Source organism: Orrella marina, assembly GCF_003058465.1.
Classification (GTDB): Bacteria; Pseudomonadota; Gammaproteobacteria; order Burkholderiales; family Burkholderiaceae_B; genus Algicoccus; species Algicoccus marinus.
On record NZ_CP028901.1, the window covers coordinates 3365427 to 3381989 of the forward strand.

The 16563-nt window shown below is 55.3% G+C and carries 13 protein-coding genes, 1 tRNA gene and 3 pseudogenes; 4 read left to right on the plus strand and 13 right to left on the minus strand.

All coding sequences use genetic code 11. The annotated features are described in order from the left end of the window. Positions 1 to 20 precede the first annotated feature (20 nt). Together tnpB and tnpA are read right to left on the minus strand one after the other, a co-directional pair. Positions 21 to 377: pseudogene (tnpB, locus tag DBV39_RS20095) on the minus strand (IS66 family insertion sequence element accessory protein TnpB). Next, a complete protein-coding gene (gene tnpA, locus DBV39_RS15305) occupies positions 377 to 739 on the minus strand; it encodes an IS66 family insertion sequence element accessory protein TnpA (protein WP_108622283.1) in 363 nt (120 codons plus the stop codon). The pseudogene tnpB and the gene tnpA overlap by 1 nt, the downstream one beginning before the upstream one ends. Before the next feature lie 84 nt (positions 740 to 823). Between tnpA and DBV39_RS15310 the strand changes: the two are divergent. Continuing rightward, positions 824 to 1261 (plus strand): annotated as a pseudogene (locus tag DBV39_RS15310) (IS1634 family transposase); the annotation flags it as partial. Positions 1262 to 1526: 265 nt separating this feature from the next. After that, the gene (locus DBV39_RS15315) at positions 1527 to 3977 is read left to right on the plus strand and encodes a WD40 repeat domain-containing protein (protein WP_108622284.1); all 2451 of its coding nucleotides are present in this window, start codon (positions 1527 to 1529) and stop codon (positions 3975 to 3977) included. Between the two features lie 62 nt (positions 3978 to 4039). Here the strand turns inward: DBV39_RS15315 and DBV39_RS15320 are convergent. Further along, positions 4040 to 4423, minus strand: a pseudogene (locus DBV39_RS15320) (5-methyltetrahydropteroyltriglutamate--homocysteine S-methyltransferase); the annotation flags it as partial. Between DBV39_RS15320 and DBV39_RS15325 the strand changes: the two are divergent. Further along, on the plus strand, positions 4372 to 4644 hold the full coding sequence (locus DBV39_RS15325) for a helix-turn-helix domain-containing protein (protein ID WP_108623308.1): 273 nt from the start codon (positions 4372 to 4374) through the stop codon (positions 4642 to 4644). The pseudogene DBV39_RS15320 and the gene DBV39_RS15325 sit on opposite strands and share 52 nt — an antisense overlap. 856 nt (positions 4645 to 5500) lie before the next feature. Here the strand turns inward: DBV39_RS15325 and DBV39_RS15330 are convergent. From DBV39_RS15330 to phnA, 7 genes are all read right to left on the minus strand, one after another. Beyond that, positions 5501 to 5576, minus strand: a tRNA-Thr gene (locus DBV39_RS15330). Positions 5577 to 5650: 74 nt separating this feature from the next. Beyond that, positions 5651 to 7360, minus strand: coding sequence for a nickel ABC transporter ATP-binding protein NikE (nikE, locus tag DBV39_RS15335; RefSeq protein WP_108622285.1), 1710 nt, complete (start codon positions 7358 to 7360; stop codon positions 5651 to 5653). Further along, positions 7357 to 8280, minus strand: a complete 924-nt coding sequence (locus tag DBV39_RS15340) for an ABC transporter permease (RefSeq protein ID WP_108622286.1) — start codon at positions 8278 to 8280, stop codon at positions 7357 to 7359. Before DBV39_RS15340 ends, nikE begins: the two co-directional genes overlap by 4 nt. Beyond that, positions 8277 to 9113, minus strand: coding sequence for an ABC transporter permease (locus tag DBV39_RS15345; RefSeq protein ID WP_108622287.1), 837 nt, complete (start codon positions 9111 to 9113; stop codon positions 8277 to 8279). The genes DBV39_RS15340 and DBV39_RS15345 overlap by 4 nt, the downstream gene beginning before the upstream one ends. Continuing rightward, positions 9098 to 10633 (minus strand): ABC transporter substrate-binding protein, encoded by a 1536-nt coding sequence (locus DBV39_RS15350; RefSeq protein WP_227870664.1) that lies wholly within the window; start codon positions 10631 to 10633, stop codon positions 9098 to 9100. Before DBV39_RS15350 ends, DBV39_RS15345 begins: the two co-directional genes overlap by 16 nt. 8 nt (positions 10634 to 10641) lie before the next feature. Further along, the gene (locus tag DBV39_RS15355) at positions 10642 to 11949 is read right to left on the minus strand and encodes an alkaline phosphatase family protein (RefSeq protein ID WP_108622289.1); all 1308 of its coding nucleotides are present in this window, start codon (positions 11947 to 11949) and stop codon (positions 10642 to 10644) included. A 34-nt stretch (positions 11950 to 11983) separates the two neighbouring features. Beyond that, positions 11984 to 13234: a phosphonoacetate hydrolase gene (gene phnA, locus DBV39_RS15360; RefSeq protein ID WP_108622290.1), complete on the minus strand. Its 1251-nt coding sequence runs from the start codon at positions 13232 to 13234 to the stop codon at positions 11984 to 11986. Positions 13235 to 13337: 103 nt separating this feature from the next. Here phnA and DBV39_RS15365 point away from each other — a divergent pair, with 103 nt between their 5' ends. After that, positions 13338 to 14234, plus strand: coding sequence for a LysR substrate-binding domain-containing protein (locus DBV39_RS15365; RefSeq protein ID WP_108622291.1), 897 nt, complete (start codon positions 13338 to 13340; stop codon positions 14232 to 14234). Between the two features lie 331 nt (positions 14235 to 14565). Here the strand turns inward: DBV39_RS15365 and DBV39_RS15370 are convergent, their stop codons facing one another. The 3 genes from DBV39_RS15370 to DBV39_RS15380 all read right to left on the minus strand — a co-directional run bounded on the left by DBV39_RS15370 (position 14566) and on the right by DBV39_RS15380 (position 16553). Further along, positions 14566 to 14991, minus strand: coding sequence for a ClpXP protease specificity-enhancing factor (locus DBV39_RS15370; RefSeq protein ID WP_108622292.1), 426 nt, complete (start codon positions 14989 to 14991; stop codon positions 14566 to 14568). A gap of 14 nt (positions 14992 to 15005) precedes the next feature. Then, positions 15006 to 15617 carry a glutathione S-transferase N-terminal domain-containing protein gene (locus tag DBV39_RS15375; RefSeq protein ID WP_108622293.1) on the minus strand — a complete coding sequence of 204 codons (612 nt, stop codon included), beginning with the start codon at positions 15615 to 15617 and terminating at the stop codon, positions 15006 to 15008. 84 nt (positions 15618 to 15701) lie between these two features. Next, entirely contained in the window at positions 15702 to 16553 is an 852-nt protein-coding gene (locus tag DBV39_RS15380) for a cytochrome c1 (protein ID WP_193853034.1), read from the minus strand. Between the last annotated feature and the right edge of the window lie 10 nt (positions 16554 to 16563).

Below are 16563 nucleotides of genomic sequence, written 5' to 3' on the forward strand. Positions count from 1 at the left end.
GCGTTATACCTCGAAATGGCTTAAATATGTTTGTAATTCAACACCTTATGCGCATTTTTGTGCCACGGATCCAGACCTTCCAGCAACCACTGGAACTCGCTGGCCGACACCGGGTGAGCCTGCTCAAATGACGCCCCTTTGGGCCAGGCAAAACGGTCGGTCTCAAGACGTTTTTGCCAGAGACAGAAACCGTTACGATGTCAATAGAGCACTTTCAGGCTGGTGCGCCCTCGGTTGGTGAACACAAACACGGCATCCATGAATGGATTGAGCTCGAGCTCACCTTGCACCAGGGTTGCCAGTCCGTTGATCTGCTTTCTGAAGTCAATGGGATCGCGATGCAGATAGACCGATCCGATGCTGTAGCCCGGATGCATCAGCGCTGCTCCCTACCCAGACCACCCAGTTCGTGCGCAAGGGCCGTGATCCAGCCAATGCCGGGCAGATCTGACATCTCCAGACGTACACCTGAGGGCAGAACCAGGCTGCAGCTCATCTCGGACGCACTCCCATCTTTCGATGAGTCGGGGCATGGCCTGAGTTCTACGAACTGACGCGAGACCCGGGGCGGGTTATCAGCCGCCATCGGGGGACTGATGCGTCGCTTGAAATTGCGGCGGCTCTCATACAGCGCTTTGACATCAAGACCTTCACGTTGCGCGTAGGCCTTGGTCCCGATGCCTTCTTGTTCGAAACGTTGCAGGTGACCTTGCCACCAGGATGGATCTCTTCCATGCATTTGTCTGACTCCGAAAATTGCGTCAGACAAATAATCCACCAGGCACGGCCACTAAACAATTATGTGTTCAATGGACTGGATACTGAAAAGGCGCTCAAGCAAGCCGAGCTTGTGGACGGAAAATTGCTGCTCGTGACCAACGCCACAGACCTGACGCCCCAAGACGTCGTCAAACGCTATAAGAGCCTGGCGGACATCGAACGTGGTTTTAAAGTCCTGAAATCCGAGATCGAGATTGCGCCGGTATACCACCGCCTACCTCAGCGTATCCGTGCCCACGCAATGATCTGCTTCATGGCTCTGATCCTGTACCGTGTTATGCGCGAACGACTGAAGAATGCCAAATCCAGCCTGACGCCCGAAAAAGCCCTGGCACAACTGAAACGTATTCATCGCCATCAAATCAAGGTCAATGACCGACCGCTGACTGGCGTCTCAACCTTAACCAAAGACCAGACTGACCTGCTGGGAGCCTTGACACTGAAAAAGCCGACCAAGAAAGAGCAGCTCAGCCTCCTGTAGTGGCAATTTGAAGGCCTCGGTCTATACAAATCAATTACTTAGCGCATTTGGTGTCGAACTTAGGGGCTCCGCTGATCCGAGTTTGAGCTTGTGCCCGACCGCCGTTGCAGCGGTGGTCAAAGCTGACGGATTACGCCATGTGCAACCAATCGCATGCGGGCGACAAACACTCTCAATCAGGCATTTCGTTTATGGGGCGCCCGGCTTGCCTCACTGTGCTGCTGTTAGTTACTCTCGGCTGTTTACTTATTACCGGATGTGCCCAATGAATCTGAAAGTATATTTGTGGATCCTCGCACTGTGCCTTCTCCTTCCCTCCGCGGTATTGGCACAAGACATCGTTTCTGTTGAGCATCCGGGTTACCGGGTAAAAATCAACGTCAAGACGGCGGCAATTGTCCATTACACGGCAAAATCAGATCCTGGTAATCAGGGCAGTAAAAATTTTGCTGTGCTGGATGGAAAGAAACCAGGACTGCTGTTTGGGCTGGAAATTGACGGTAAAACGGTGGGTGCTTTCGAACAGGCAGGTTGGTCACCGTATTCATCCAAACGACAGCACAGGGTGAAAGAAAAGCAGGTTTATGTGTTTTTCGAGATGCCTTTGCCAAAGGTCGGTGTGACTGTGGTCAGGGGATACAGTTTTGATCCGGCGAATAATGTGATTAGTATTTCACATTCCATCACTAACAAGCGTCAGGATGGCGAGTCTGTCACGGCAAAGGTCACTGCCCGGTTTTCACCACAGTTACCGGGTTCAGGCGAGCCACTGCTTCACGTAGTTCAAGATGCCAGAAAGAAGAACTATCAGGTACTGCCTTTAGCCGATGTCGTGGAATCTCGATGGAGCACTACCACGCCCGGGAAATGGGACAGTTTTCATCCGCTGATTGGCCTTGAAAAGGGTGGGTTTGTCGGTATCAGGCCGCCTGCGGTGTACGGAAACTCTTCTCGCATGAGCGCTATCGGTGTTGACAACACAACAGGCACGCTGGTGGTGGCCGCAGGCCCGACTTCAGTCAGTGCGAATAAAACTCTTGTGGGCTTCTCCGTCGAGATTGTGGCCCAGCCGTCGCCACAGCTGGCGTTTGAGCAGCTGGGTGCTTTCTTCAACAAGCTGAAAGCACCCGACATCATGCGGCAAACTACTGCGCAGGCAGGTCAGGTTACGTCATCCAGACAGCCTCTGTCGGGGGGCTCTGAACCGTCAGGAGGAAAGCCCGTGATATCTGTTGCCAATGCGATGGCAACTGCAGCGCAAGCAGTTCCCGGAAGCGTGGAGCATAAACCACCAGCCTCCTTTGCCACGGGTGATGACCTTATCCCCTGGTACTGGTCGTTCCAGGAGGCATTTTTGAGATCCTACGCAGGCAAACGCGCCGAAGATGCGATCATACAAAAAGTCATGGAAAAAATGCGGCGCGAAACAACTGTGCGTTCGTGCACACAAGACGGTGACCAATGGTTTTCCGATCTGGGGGTGTATTACGTGACCCTGGGTTGCGAGCTGGTCGTAAAATCTTCAAAAACAGATGGCCGCCCGAAAACCGTGCAAGACAATACCATTGAGCTGTACTTGATGCGAAAGGACGAAAAGTGGGTGATGGCGCCAGAAGGTGATGCGCTGGGCTGTGCGATAGCTCGTCAAGTCAACAGTGAAACGACGTGGGCAGCATATAACAAGCAATACCCCCAAGGGCAGTGCGCCGGTCAGGCGTCGCAAGAAACCGTCAAGCCTGTGCAAGCCGTTGCTCAAGTGGATTTGTTCCGTGCCTATGCGTTTAACCCTGACGGCTCACGCTTGTACACCTTTGGCAATGGCGAACTGCTGATTTATACCGTTGCAGATGGCAAGTTGGTCAAGCGCCTGCCCCTGAAGGCAAGTGTCTCGAGGGGTCAAAACGGCCTGCGCGTCTCCGGTGATGGGCGCCATGTGCTTCTGGGAACAACGAGCAAGGCCTATCTTGTTGATGTAGAAACCGCCAAAGTGTCGCCTTTGGCGTATCGGGATCCAAAAGACAACGGAATTAATGAATTCCAGATTGCGTTTGATGATGCGGCCGGCCATGTGGTTGTGTTGTATCAAGAGACGTTTGGCACGACGTACCTGGATCGTTTCAGCATCAAGACCGGCAAACGAGTCAAACAGTTTGATGATGACCGCTATATTTCTGGCTTTGGCTTGAGCCGGGATGGTCGCAAGGCTGTGGTAATGGCCAAGGAAAAGACGGGTAAAAACAAGCCAATGATGATTGTCATTCATGACACCCGCAATGGCAAAAAACTTATTGAATACCCCATCAATAATTTGACGGCATTTTCAGGGCCGGTGTTCACCGGCAATGGCAAGTATGTGCTTTATGACCTGAAGGACGGGATGGTGGTGCGCGATACGTCAACAGGCCAGCGAGCGTTCAAAGCGCGTGAAAAATGGCTGTCGTCGCTGGGTGCTGATGAAACACGCATTAATGCCCAGGGTCGCCTTTTGCTGGATGCCTCGCGAATATCCGATAATGTGTACTTGTCTGATATTGAAACGGGCAAGCGTCTTCTCGTCTTGAATCACACGCCCTCCACGCATAATCTCGTAAATTGGCCAACGGCTGCTTTTAGCCCGGATAATCAGCATTTTGTGGTGTATTTCGAGGGTAAGGGCACGCTGTACAAGCTGAACCCTGCAGGCATTGCACGCGTGTTGAAGTCAGGAAGGGGCTGAGCTAGGTCGGGCGTGAATCCGCCCGTGCACGGAACCGCCACCCCCGCGCAGTAACCAGCAGCTCAGCTGGCGGCCGCCTTCGCAGACTGCCGCAAGGCCTTCGCCGCCGCCACCATGTTTGCCAGCGCCGGCATCACCTCGTCCCACGTCCGGGTTTTCAGGCCGCAGTCCGGCCGGTTCGGCGAATGAATGTCGTACACGCCAGGGCCGATCTGGTTCGGATAGGAAAACCGCTCGAAGGCATCCAGCAGCTCCATGTTCGAGCGCGATGTTTCGATGGTGATCACATCGGCATCCATATCGGCAATGGCTTCGATGATATCGTTGAACTCGGAATAGCACATGTGGGTGTGGATCTGCGTGTCGTCACGCACACCATTGGCCGTCACACGAAATGCCCGAACGGCCCATTGCAGGTAGTCCACTCGCCAAGAATCTCGGATCGGTTATTAAAGGCTTGCGTCAGGCGGCAGGCTTGAGTCAGGTCGTCTTTAGCGAGCGATGCGGCTTTTATCAAACCTATCTCAGCCGTATCGAGAACGGTCATGCAAATCCTACAATCAATGCGCTTGAGGTCATTGCTCACGCTCTTGGAATCACGGTGTTTGAACTGTTCGACAGAGTGCGAGAGCAGAGTGAAGGACAAGGGCAGTCGCTATGGCGCTAATTTGCAGGTTAATCCTGATTTCATTCACGCTTCGCAAACACTTGAAAAAAGTTAACAATCTCAATTGATTTCGTATTCAATGGAGTTGGCCATGGCGCGAGGTGGATACAGGTTTGGAGCAGGTAGGCCGTCAACACGTTCGAAGGTCACTGCGCACAGGCGCCTTGATGTTCGGCTTTTGGACCGAGCTGGAGGATTGTCTGCGGGCTGTACCAGCGAACTGACTTGGCCGTCTGCTAACAGCAATCAAAGTTTCCAGTTGTGGGTCAGAGCGTTTGAACACCACATCGAGCTTTTGCCCTGTCTCGATCCATCGTATGTATCTGCTGGGATACGAATCTCTTTAGCAGAGACCTCGTGCGGATTTGGTGGAGTGCGCTGGTGGTTCGAATGCCCGAATTGCGAGCAACGCGCAGTGACACTCTTTCTTGCTGGAAGGGTTGCTTGTCGTAAGTGCCTGGATCTTCGTTATCCATCCCAATCGGAGTCGGAGATCGATCGAATATGGCGGCGTAAGCGCCGTTTGGCAGCTCGGCTTGGTAGTGACGGGTCGGATTGGCAATGGAAGTTCAAGCCTGCGGGAATGCATCAGACGACTTTTGATCGGATTCGTCGGGACTTGACTGTGCTCGAAGAGAGACTGGTAGAGATTCTTCGCCTTGGCCTAGTTCGCCTGACGAGTTCTTCATTATCTGATCGACTGCTTCGCCACCAGTAGCCTAGTCTATCCATTTTTCTGTTGGCTGCAGCGTTGAGACCTGTCGATGTATTCCGAAAAAATGTTTACAAAGTGCTTACACAGCCTCAAAAAACAAAACGCCAACCCCGAAGGACTGGCGTAAGTGTTTGAATTCATTGGTGCCGGTGAAAGGAGTCGAACCCTCGACCTTCTCATTACAAGTGAGCTGCTCTACCAACTGAGCTACACCGGCTTTTGGTGCTTGTTGTCCTGTCATTCCCGCATGAGAGCGAGGATTACCCGATAACGGGGATGAATTGTACCAGTTTATGCCGCCTCAGTCTGAACCACAGGTTTTGATCGCAAGTATGCCGTAATCGACGTTCTGGTGCTGTGTGAGTCTGGCCCGCCGCTGTTGGCCTGTCGGGACGGTCTTTCATCCCATGACGGTCCGGGATTGGCTTCCACAGAAGTGGTGGAGTACCCAAGCAACTCTTTCAACGCAGCACTCCTGGGCTGTGTGAACATTTCTTCGGCAACGCCTGATTCGACAATCGTCCCACGGTCCATGACGACAAGCCGGTCACAGAACTGGCTCATGAGATGCAAATCGTGACCAATGAAAACCAGTGCCATCCCATGTCGCTGCTGCAGGTCAACCAGCAGGTTCACGACCTGCTTCTGCAGATGAGCATCAAGAGCAGAGACCGGTTCATCACACACCAGCACTTTGGGTCGCATGGCCAAAGCTCTGGCGATCACAATTCTTTGTCGCTGCCCTCCCGAAAGCTGTAAGGGCAGCTTTGTCAGCATCTCCGAGTCAAGATCAACCTCAAGCAGTAGTTCGCCCGCCTTGTTCCGCAGTATCTGGCGGCTCTCATCATGTCCGGCCAGTTTCAACGAGTCGATCAGCGTTTTTTCGACCGTATGGGTCGGATTCAGGCTAGCCGTTGTGTCCTGAAACACATACTGGCAGTGTCTGGCAAACGCGAGATTGATGTTGTTTGACTGCCACCGAGACTGAGACGATATTCCGCACACGTCCACTTTCCCGCTGAATTCAGGCAGTGCGCCAACCAGAACCTTGGCCAGGGTGCTTTTTCCGGATCCGGACGCCCCGACAATGCCGAGGCACTCACCCGGCTTGACGCTGATGCAGATGTCTTTGAGGGCATCCTCTTTTGCTTCGGGATAGCGAAAGGATACGTTCTGCGCGTCGAGCACGAGGCCGCGGGCATTCATGACGTCGCATTCAGATCGGGTACGCCTCACAGTTTCAAGCGACGCCCTGACCAAAGATTGGGTGTATGGGTGCTGCGGGCTGGACATCACTTGTCTTGCCGTGCCCTGCTCGACGCATCGCCCCTCATGAAACACGGCCATTCTGTCAGCCGTGGACCTCACGATCGAGAGATCGTGGGTGACCATCAGCACCGCCATGTTTCGGCGCAGTCTCAGTGTTTGCAAAAGCTCGATGACTTGGGCCTGCGTACTGGCATCGAGCGCCGTTGTCGGCTCGTCCGCAATCAAAAGTCTGGGGTTCGTGGCCAATGCCATGGCGATCATGATGCGTTGCTGCTGTCCGCCGCTGAGCTCAAACGGGTAGGCATGCAGGATGCGGTTGTCCGGCTCGAGTCCCACTTCGCGCATCAGAGCCCCGATGGCGCAGAGCCTGGACGCATCGAGTCGAGTTGTCCCGTCCATCGCTTCGCTGATCTGCGTGCTGACCTTCATCAGTGGGTTAAGTGACGACATGGGGTCCTGAAATATAGCGGCCATGCCGTTGCGCCGCAATGTTCGCCATTTGGCGCTGCCGAGATACAGAAGCTCCTGACCGTCAAACCGGACACTGCCCACGGCTGACAACTCCGGGGGCAACAGACCACAGCAGGCCATCGAGCTGACCGATTTGCCGCTGCCGGATTCGCCGACAATAGCAAGGAACTCGCCTGCATCCAGAGAGAAGCTGATACCGGATACGAGTTCCTTCCTGCCTGTCGTCACTCGCAGGTCGGTAACTGAAAGCAAAGTACTCATTCTGCACTCCTGAGTCTGGGATCAATGGCTACGCTCAGCACTTTTGCAAGAGCATTGACGAGAATCACTGCGGCTGCCATCCAGATCAGACCAGCCTGCACCAATGGATAGTCTCGACCTTGAATCGCTGTGAAAGTCAGTCCGCCCACGCCGTTGAGTCCGAAGATTACCTCCATGGTGAGGGCGCCGCCGATGAGGGTCCCGAAAATCACCCCTATCAGACTGATTACCACGGCAGAAGAATTGGGCAAGAGGTGGCGCCATGCGATCTGCCAACCGTTCAGACCTTTGGACTGTGCGGTGCGCACGAACCCGCGCCGGGTCACGTCCATCAGTTCCTCGTAAAGCGGTTTGACCACCTGGCCTGCCACGTCCAGACCAATGATCAGCACGGGAAGCAGCAGTTGCCCCCGGATCGGTAGCCACTGCAGCCAGATCGAGAAAGTCAGGACACCGATGATGCCGATGCAGAAAGTTGGCATGGCAATCGACCAGATGTTCAGTGCTTCAACGATGCGTTTGAACGGCCCCTGGGGGTACGCACAAGCAAGCAAGGCAATGGATCCACCAACAAAGAGCCCGATTAGCAGGGCGGCACTGGCCAGCATGACCGTATCGGGCAGGGCATCTAGTAGCATGGTCGTCACAGGGGTCTGGAATCTCAGAGAGACGCCGAGGTCGCCACGAACGGCATGAGACAACCAGCCAGCGAACTGTTCAATCACACTGGCATTGAGTCCAAGCTCCTCCCGCATCCTTGCCTGATCACTTGTCGTCAGGTCGCCCGTGGCTGCATGCAGATCTGTGATGTCGCCCGGTACAGCTCTGATCAGGTAAAAGACCGCAAAGGCAATCGCCAGTACGCTGAGCATCATCTTCGACCAGAGCCACAGGCTATTTGTCAGAACACGTCTTTTCATGTGAGCGATCCTTGGGTATCGCCATTACGCTGTGTGTCTCGCAAGCGATGACCGATGACGGAAAGGGTGAGTGTTGTGCCCGCGAGAATCAGAACGGGTGTGGCGAGACTCCATGGGGCCTGTTCCGCGTAGTCGGATGCAGCGGCAATGATGCGACCCCACGTTGGGATGTCCGGTGCCACCCCGACCCCCAGAAAACTCAGGACTGACTCTGTTGTGATGGCACGTGGCAGCACAATGGCTATCTGGGTGATGAGTGCACCGGTCATGTTCGGCAGCATGTGACGCCAGGCCACCCAGGTTGATGTCCCGCCCATCAGCCGGGCCGCGACGGCATAACCCGCCACCCGCTCGCGGTCGTAAGTGGCACTGGTGATGTAGGCAAACAGCGGCGCAAAGGTCAGACCGACCGCCAGGATCACTGTGAGCGTCCCAGCCCCCATCGCGGTCATGATCACCAGGCCTACCAGAATCGCAGGCAATGTTCTCAGAAGATCAAATACGGTGAACACGGTCTGGCGAAACAGGCCTCCGGTCCGGCACGCGAATAGTGCGATGCCAGCACCAGCCGCCAGCGCGACTGCGGTGGCGCTGGCGGATACGCCTAGCGTGAGCCAGGCGCCTGCCATCAGGCGAGCAAGCAGGTCTCGCCCGAACTGGTCTGTGCCGAGCCAGTGATCGGCGCCAGGACCCTGATTGCGCGCCATAAAGTCCTGCGCATAGGGGTCCTGGGTGAGGCCAAAGGTGGATAACAGACCTGCAACCACCACGATTGTCAGGACTGTCCAAGGCCAGTACTTTGACATGGTCTTTGACACTATCTGGCGAGCCATGTGCGGGCCACTCCGCCGTCAACCCGGTTTTGACTCCAGGTGTACCCTGTCTGATAGCCGCGTACCTCGGGCGAGACAGCAATAGCGTTGGCTGCATGGCCGATGCCAACGGTGTACTGCTTGTCAATCATGTGGCGCCAGGCATCAAGGTAGTTTGCACGTGCCTGATCGGAGTTCGGAGAACTGACTGCGCTGGCAATCCTGGCATCGAGCTCCTTGTCCTGAATCCCACCCCAGAGCATTGGACTGGGACCATCGCTCAGGAAGCGGGCGTAGCGCAGGTAAACATCGGCGCGTGGTCCGGAATTGAAGGGGGCCAGATCCCACTGGTACTGACCCAGCAGCTTTTGTGCGCCGATGTCGTCAAGCGCCTGGTGGTCAATCTTGAATCCCAGTGCGCGCACCATTTGTGAGGCGACTTGCGCATAGTCTCGCTGCCACGAAACAATCTTGAGCGTGTGGTCTGCCGGGTTGACGCCTGCCTGCTTGAGCAGTTCTCGAGCGCGGTCGAGATTGGGCTGGGCGAACTTGTCATCTGCCTCGATCGCTTCATCCCAGTAGTATGTCCCGGGGCGCATTGGCTGATTGCTCGGCATTCCGGCCGATCCGGCAACAAAGTTCATGTAGGCATTCTTGTCGATGGCACTTGCTATCGCTTCTCTGACCAGTGGGTTGGACATCAACTCAGATGGGTTGCGATTGTTGAATGACAGGAAATACCAGGCCGTATCCTTGAGGGTCTGAACATCAAACCCGGCTTTTTTAAGCGTATCAATCTTGTCGTTCCCGACAGATCCGATGTGCAGGTCACCTGCACGTAATCCAAGACTGTTGTCGCGGCTGTCTCGCAGGTCAAACACGATCTCTTCCAGATAAGGAAGGCCCGTCTGCCAGTACTCATCAAACCTGGGCGCAGACAACTGCACATCTGGTTGCCATCTTCCAAACATGAAGGGACCGGTGCCGATTGGCTGGGTGATCTGATCATCCCAGCCCGGTGATTCTGGTGCCACGATCCATAGCTCTGAAATCAGATTTAGAAACGGAGCGTAAGGCTTGTCAAGCTTGATCACCACAGTCTTTGCATCGGGTGCCTCGACCGAGCGGATCAGTTTCATTGCCCCGCTCAGCCAGCCGCCGGTGACCTTCTGAGAGACACGTTCGAAGTTCGCCTTGACATCGCTGGCGTTCATTTCGCGACCGTTATGGAACTTGACGCCCTCGCGCAAATGAAACACGTACTGCTTGCCGTCCTCGGATACGTCATAGCTTTCTGCAAGGAACGGTTGCACACGGCCATCATCGGCGATGCTGGTCAGTGTTTCGACGTAGACTTGTTGCACGGCGATCGAGCCTGCATGTCTGTGCGGGTCGGAGGTGTCGAGCCCGAGCACAGCGATCTGAAGTGTTCCGCCCCGTTGTGCCTGGGGGTCGACCGCGCTTGTGGCATGGGTCGCCAGCGGTGTCGCGGCGAGCATGGCACAGGCAAGAACGAATGGGGCAAACTTGAAGTGTTTCATGGGAGTCCTCATGATGCGATGAAATGAGAGTGGGGTTCGATGTTGATCCGGGCGAGCGTTTGCAGGGGCTGGCCTTGCATTGCGCTCACCTCGATACTGAGGTGGTTGAGGATGGTGGGGGCGTAATCGACGAGCGAAGTGGGGGTGCTGATCTGCAGTCCTTCGGGAAACGCTTTGCCCTGTACCATCAGGAATGGGTGGCTCTCGTAACGGTGACGACCACCATGTTGTCCCTGCCCGATCATGTCCTTGGGCGTGTCGGGATCAAATGCGTACCAGGATGTGCCGGGTATACCCAGGTGGTTGCAGGACTCATCACCCGCAAGCGAGATCGCGACTCGACAGGCGGACTCATCCGGCAAGCCCCAGTCTGCTAATGACTCACCGTAGACGTACTCACCTACCCATGGCTGGCTGCCCAGCCATGGCAACAAGGCATCCCGGTGCGGATAGTCGTCATCAAATCCGAGAATGGCCGAGGTGCCATTGGGCGCGACAACGAGGTCCCTGCTTGTTACGCTGGCTTTAAAGCCAGCTTTGACCAGTTCCTCTCCGATGTCGACCTGATGTGTGATGGTCTGCATCCCATGGTCAGAACCCACCATCAGCAAGATGTCCTCACCACGGGCGCGAAGGGTGCTAATCACAGACAGAACCTTGTCGACACAGTCCTGCGCGTGTTCAATTGCAGCCCTGTGGGCAAGGTTTCCCAGGCTCTGGGCATGGCCGCTTTTGTCGGGCTCGGACAGCCAGAGAACCGCAAGGCCAAGTGTGTCGTCCTGTAGCAGTCTCTGGCAGAACCGTCTCGTCATCTCCTGATCTCCGTCCGCACCAGGCTTGATGTCGAGTGCGTCAGAGCCCGTTATCTGCGAGCCGCCGGGGGCGTAGGAACCAGCCGGGTGGTACACATAACCGAAGTTCTCCGGGTCGAAGAAGTAGGCGGCGCCGGGTGACACGTTTGAGTAGATCGCGGTCGTGTACATGGGTTGTAGCCGCTGCGCCAGGGTCGGGACACGAAGATAGTGACCTGTGGCTTCGAACAACTCCTGCCGGAAGGCTGGCTTGCCGACAGAACGGGTAATCAGTCCCTCTGGCTCTGACAGGATCATGGTGTTGCCGAGAAGGCCGTGTTGCCGCGGGTGGCAGCCCGTGGCAATGCTTGCGGAGCTGACTCGGGTGGTGGAGGGGAACACGGCCTTCGTGTTGGTGAAGCGGGTTGCTGTTTGTTGCAGGTTATTCAGGACAGGGGTCTGTTGCCCCACGAAGTCATTACGAAGGCTGTCGCATATGACAACCACACCGCGCTTTTTCAACATGATGACCACCTTAATCGTGAAATGTGACAGTTCTTCAATCTTGGCCCACAGAGTCGGTGTGATTCAGGATCGCGCAGAAGATGTCGTAGTTGTGCAGGCGCGTCGACAGAGCCCAGGCCAGTCCCTCGCTGTCCAGTGGATGGGAAATCAGGAACGGAACGCGCTGTTCCGTGTACCCACCGTGCGAGCGCAGAGGTCTGTCCTGAACAGCAGAGAGGTCGTGATCTTGTCTGGATGCACCCAGTACCCAGTCCTGCTGGGATATCACAACCAGATCCGCCTCAAGGTCATGGGGGAGCGAAAGCTCTCTTGCTGCCTCGTCTCGTGACAAGACGTCGTGAACGCCGGGTGACTGCCGCAGCAAGTCAGTTGCAGCTTGAGTGTTTCTCTGATCCGCAAGATAGACCCTCACAAACGAGCCGAGCGCGCCGTGATGACGCACAAACGGGTCCGTGATGGGGCAGATCACCTGGGCTGAATCCGGTCCAAGCGCGTCCGTCAGCAGGTCTTGCACAAACAGGATCTGGGCGTTCCCCAGAAAGTCAGTCTTGCGCGACATGCCATGGTCCGCTACGCATCCGACGATGGCACCGAGCTGGATGAACTGGCCGATACGATGGTCGATGGCAAGCAGAAAGGCGTCGGACTCCGGTTCGCCAGGGGCGTACTTGTGCTGCACAAAGTCTGACAAGGACAGGTAGAGAACCTGGCTGATGTTCTGTCGCAGAAGCGCCAGACCGGCATCAAGCACATACAGTGACAGGTCCGGGGAATACATATCTGGTTCTGGTCGCCCGACCAACGCTTCAACGGACTCGACACCAAATTCCGACAGTGTGGTCTGCCCGGCGCGTTCGCTAGAGAAGCAGGGACCATCCAGTCCATGCCCGATGATTCGGGTCAACTTGTCCTTTGCCGTCACGGCCGCCGTTCGAATCCCGGCCTGACTCAGGAGCGCCAGCAGGGTGGTACCCCGAAGCATCCGCGCATCATTGACCATCACGCGTTCACCTGTCTCGCGGTCCAGGTAGTAGTTGCCCGCGATTCCGTGTACAGAAGGCGGTGCACCCGTGACAATGGAGGCGTTGTTCGGGTTGGTGAAGGAGGGCATGACACAGTCTGCGATGGCAGAGAACCCGGAAGACACCATGAGAGAGAGATTAGGACACAGTTTGCGTGACAAGGCATTTTCGATGTACTCGGGATCGCACCCGTCGATGCAGATCACGACCACTGGTTTGCCGGGCAAGCGGTAACGTCGCCCATGTAGTTCAACTGATCCCACTAGAAGCTCCTGACTTTTTTCAGAGGCTCCATGCTATCGTAAGTAAAACTCTCAGAGATTCATAAATAGTCTTATCCTAGTGAGTAAAACTCACACTCTTGACATGAACTCGTCACCTCCACTGAACGCACTCCGAATTTTTCTGGTTGCTTGTCGCCATCGCAGCTTCACATCTGCTGCAGAAGAACTGTCGCTGACGCATGGAGCGGTCAGCCGTCAGATGCGGTTACTGGAAGAGTGGCTTGGGCAACCGCTGTTTGAGCGAGAAGGTTTGCGTCGGGCGCCGACACCGCATGCGCTGGCCTATGCGCAGGAAATTTCGCGCGCCTTCAGTCAGATACAACAGGCGAGTCTGCACTACGGTCGAGGACTGGCCACCCGCCTGCTACGGGTCAGTGTGCCAGCCACCTTTGCAATGAAGTGGTTGATTCCCTTGTTGCCACAATTCCGAAAGAAATATCCGGATGCGCGAATTCAGATCCAGTCTGTCACGACACAGCAATTGTCTCTGGAGGGGGCGTTTGACCTGGCAATCAGGCGTGACCCACCGTCAAGTCAGGCATTTACCGGAATTGGCCTGTTCAAGGAGTGGCACACGCTGATTGCGACACCAGCGGTACTTGCACGCCATCCGCTGCAGTCCATTGATCAAGTGCTTGAGCACACGTGGCTCTACTCGGAAACACGGCCTCGTCACTGGGACGCGTGGCTGCAGGCTGCTAATCTGCCAAACCAACCCTGGAACATGTACCGGTTTGATCATTTTTATGTGACCTACAGTGCATTGCTGGATGGCCTGGGTGTCGGCATCGGCCCATTGCCAACCCTGGGCGCAGATCTCGAGGCAGGACGAATTGTTGCGCCGTTTCCAGATATTCGTACGCCTGAACGACAGTATTGGGCGATCACACCGACTGCCACCCAGAAAACCCTGCTTCACCGTCAGTTTGAAGAGTGGCTGATCGAAATGTCAGGGTTGGCTGAAAAACAGATCTGTTGAGGGTGCAGATATTCAATTGACGGACCAGAAAATCGCGTTGACAGACGGCCAGAAGACAGCATTTCGTGCCGTCAACTCAGACGGCAGATTCCCACTCCCTTCTTCTCGAGATTCTGACAGTTATCTGGTTTTTGCCGGTTTGAGCAACTTGTCGAATCTGGTGATTTCGGACGCGATGAAATGATTCTCTCGTGAGTCGACAAGACATTCGCTTGTCATTTCCGGGAAGTCTAGTTGCAAGCAATGCGATGGTATGGGTCGCGGTTGAACAGCTGGAGCACGACTCTTTCGGCAACGAGCCGGATCGCGCTTCTGATCGCTGCTTTCTGGCTTACTTGACGACTTTGAGGTGAGAAGCTTTAGGCTTCTCGGCTTCTTGCGGTTTGGTGTCTTCCGTATCGCTTACGTTGTCGGTCATGTCGGTGTCTTCTTCCGAGCCCTCAAACGCTTCCACCTCAAACCCCATACCAGCGCCGGTTTCGCGCGCATAGATTGCGGTCACGCAGTTCACCGGTATGGAAATGCTCTCTGTCTTGCCACCGAAACGTGCCTGGAACTCGATGAAATCATTACCGAGCTCGAGTTTGTTGGTCGCCATCAGACCAACGTTCAGTGTGATCTGACCATCCTGTACGTATCCACGGGGCACACGTGCCCGAGAATCAACCTGCACAACGACGTGTGGGGTGTACCCACTGTCTGTGCACCATTCATGTAGTGCACGGATGAAGTATGGTTTGGTCGAAATCTCGGACATGGCAAGTGCTCCTGTTAGCGTCTCATGACCTTCTCTGAAGGTGTCAGTGCCTCAATGTAGGCAGGGCGAGAGAAGATGCGCTCGCCGTACTTCTGGATTGGTGCTGCAGTCTTTGGAAGATCAACACCGTAGTGATCCAGACGCCAGAGCAACGGGGCCATAGCCACGTCTAGCATCGAGAACTCATCACCGAGCATATATTTGTTCTTGATCAACAAAGGAGCAAGCTGGGACAGACGGTCACGAATCGCTGCGCGAGCCGCTGCGCAACGTTTCTCGTCGGCTCGTGCAACCTGGTCCTCAAGAACTGACACATGCACGAACAGTTCCTTTTCGAAGTTGTACAGGAACAGACGTGTACGGGCGCGCATCACCGGGTCAGCTGGCATCAGCTGGGGGTGCGGAAAACGCTCATCAATGTACTCGTTGATGATGTTGGACTCGTACAGAATCAAATCACGTTCGACCAGAATCGGCACTTGCCCGTACGGGTTCATGACGCTGATGTCTTCAGGTTTGTTGTACAGATCGATGTCACGGATTTCGAAATCCATGCCCTTCTCGAACAGCACGAATCGGCAACGATGTGAAAAGGGGCAGGTGGTGCCGGAGTAGAGGACCATCATGATTTAGTACCGTCCCGAAATAAATTCAAAATACAAAAGCCAGCGCCGGGCTTGCGCACGGCGCTGGCCATCCAAGCTACAGACCTACTTGACGTGTTTCCAGTAGGACGCGTTCAGTCGCCATGCAATGACCAGGAACAGACCCAGGAAAATCATCACCCAGACGCCGATCTGCTTGCGCTTGAGCTGTACGGGTTCAGCCATCCAGGTCATGAAGTTCGAAATGTCTGCAACCTTGTCGTCGTATGCTGCAGCGCGCCTGGGGTCAAGCGCTTTGAAAGCAAAGGATTCTGTTGCTGATCCACGATAATTGTCGAGGACTTCTGCCTTGGCATCCCAGTAACCTTGTGGGCCAAACTTGGTTTCGACTTTCTCCCAAACCTGCTTGCCGTCACGCTCGACCTGATGGATAGTGGTCGTGGTCAGTTCGCGCGGCCCCTGCAAATCCCAGAGCACGTGAGGCATACCCGCGTTGGGGAATGCCAGGTTGTTCCAGCCGGTTGGCTTGGTCGTGTCGCGATAGTAGGTGCGCAAGTAGGTATAGATGTAATCGCCACCAGGAGGGCCGGCGTTGATTGACTTTGCACGGGCCATCACCGACAGGTCGGGTGCCGGGGCACCAAACCAGGCTGCTGCGTCTTTCCGATCCATTGAGATTGTCATCAGATCACCGACTTTCTCGCCGGTGAACAGCAGGTTCTCACGAATCTGGATGTCTGTCAGTCCGATATCGCGTAGACGGTTGTAGCGCATAGAGGTCGCACTGTGACAATTCAGGCAGTAGTTGATGAACAGCTTGGCGCCGTTCTGCAGTGCTGCCTGGTCGTTCAGACGGTTTGGTGCCTTGTCGAGCGTGATGGATTCACCCGCGGCCATCGCGGTGGCACATGTCAGGGAAAGGGCGATGGCGCCAAGGATCTTCTTAATCATGTTCATTCCGTATCGT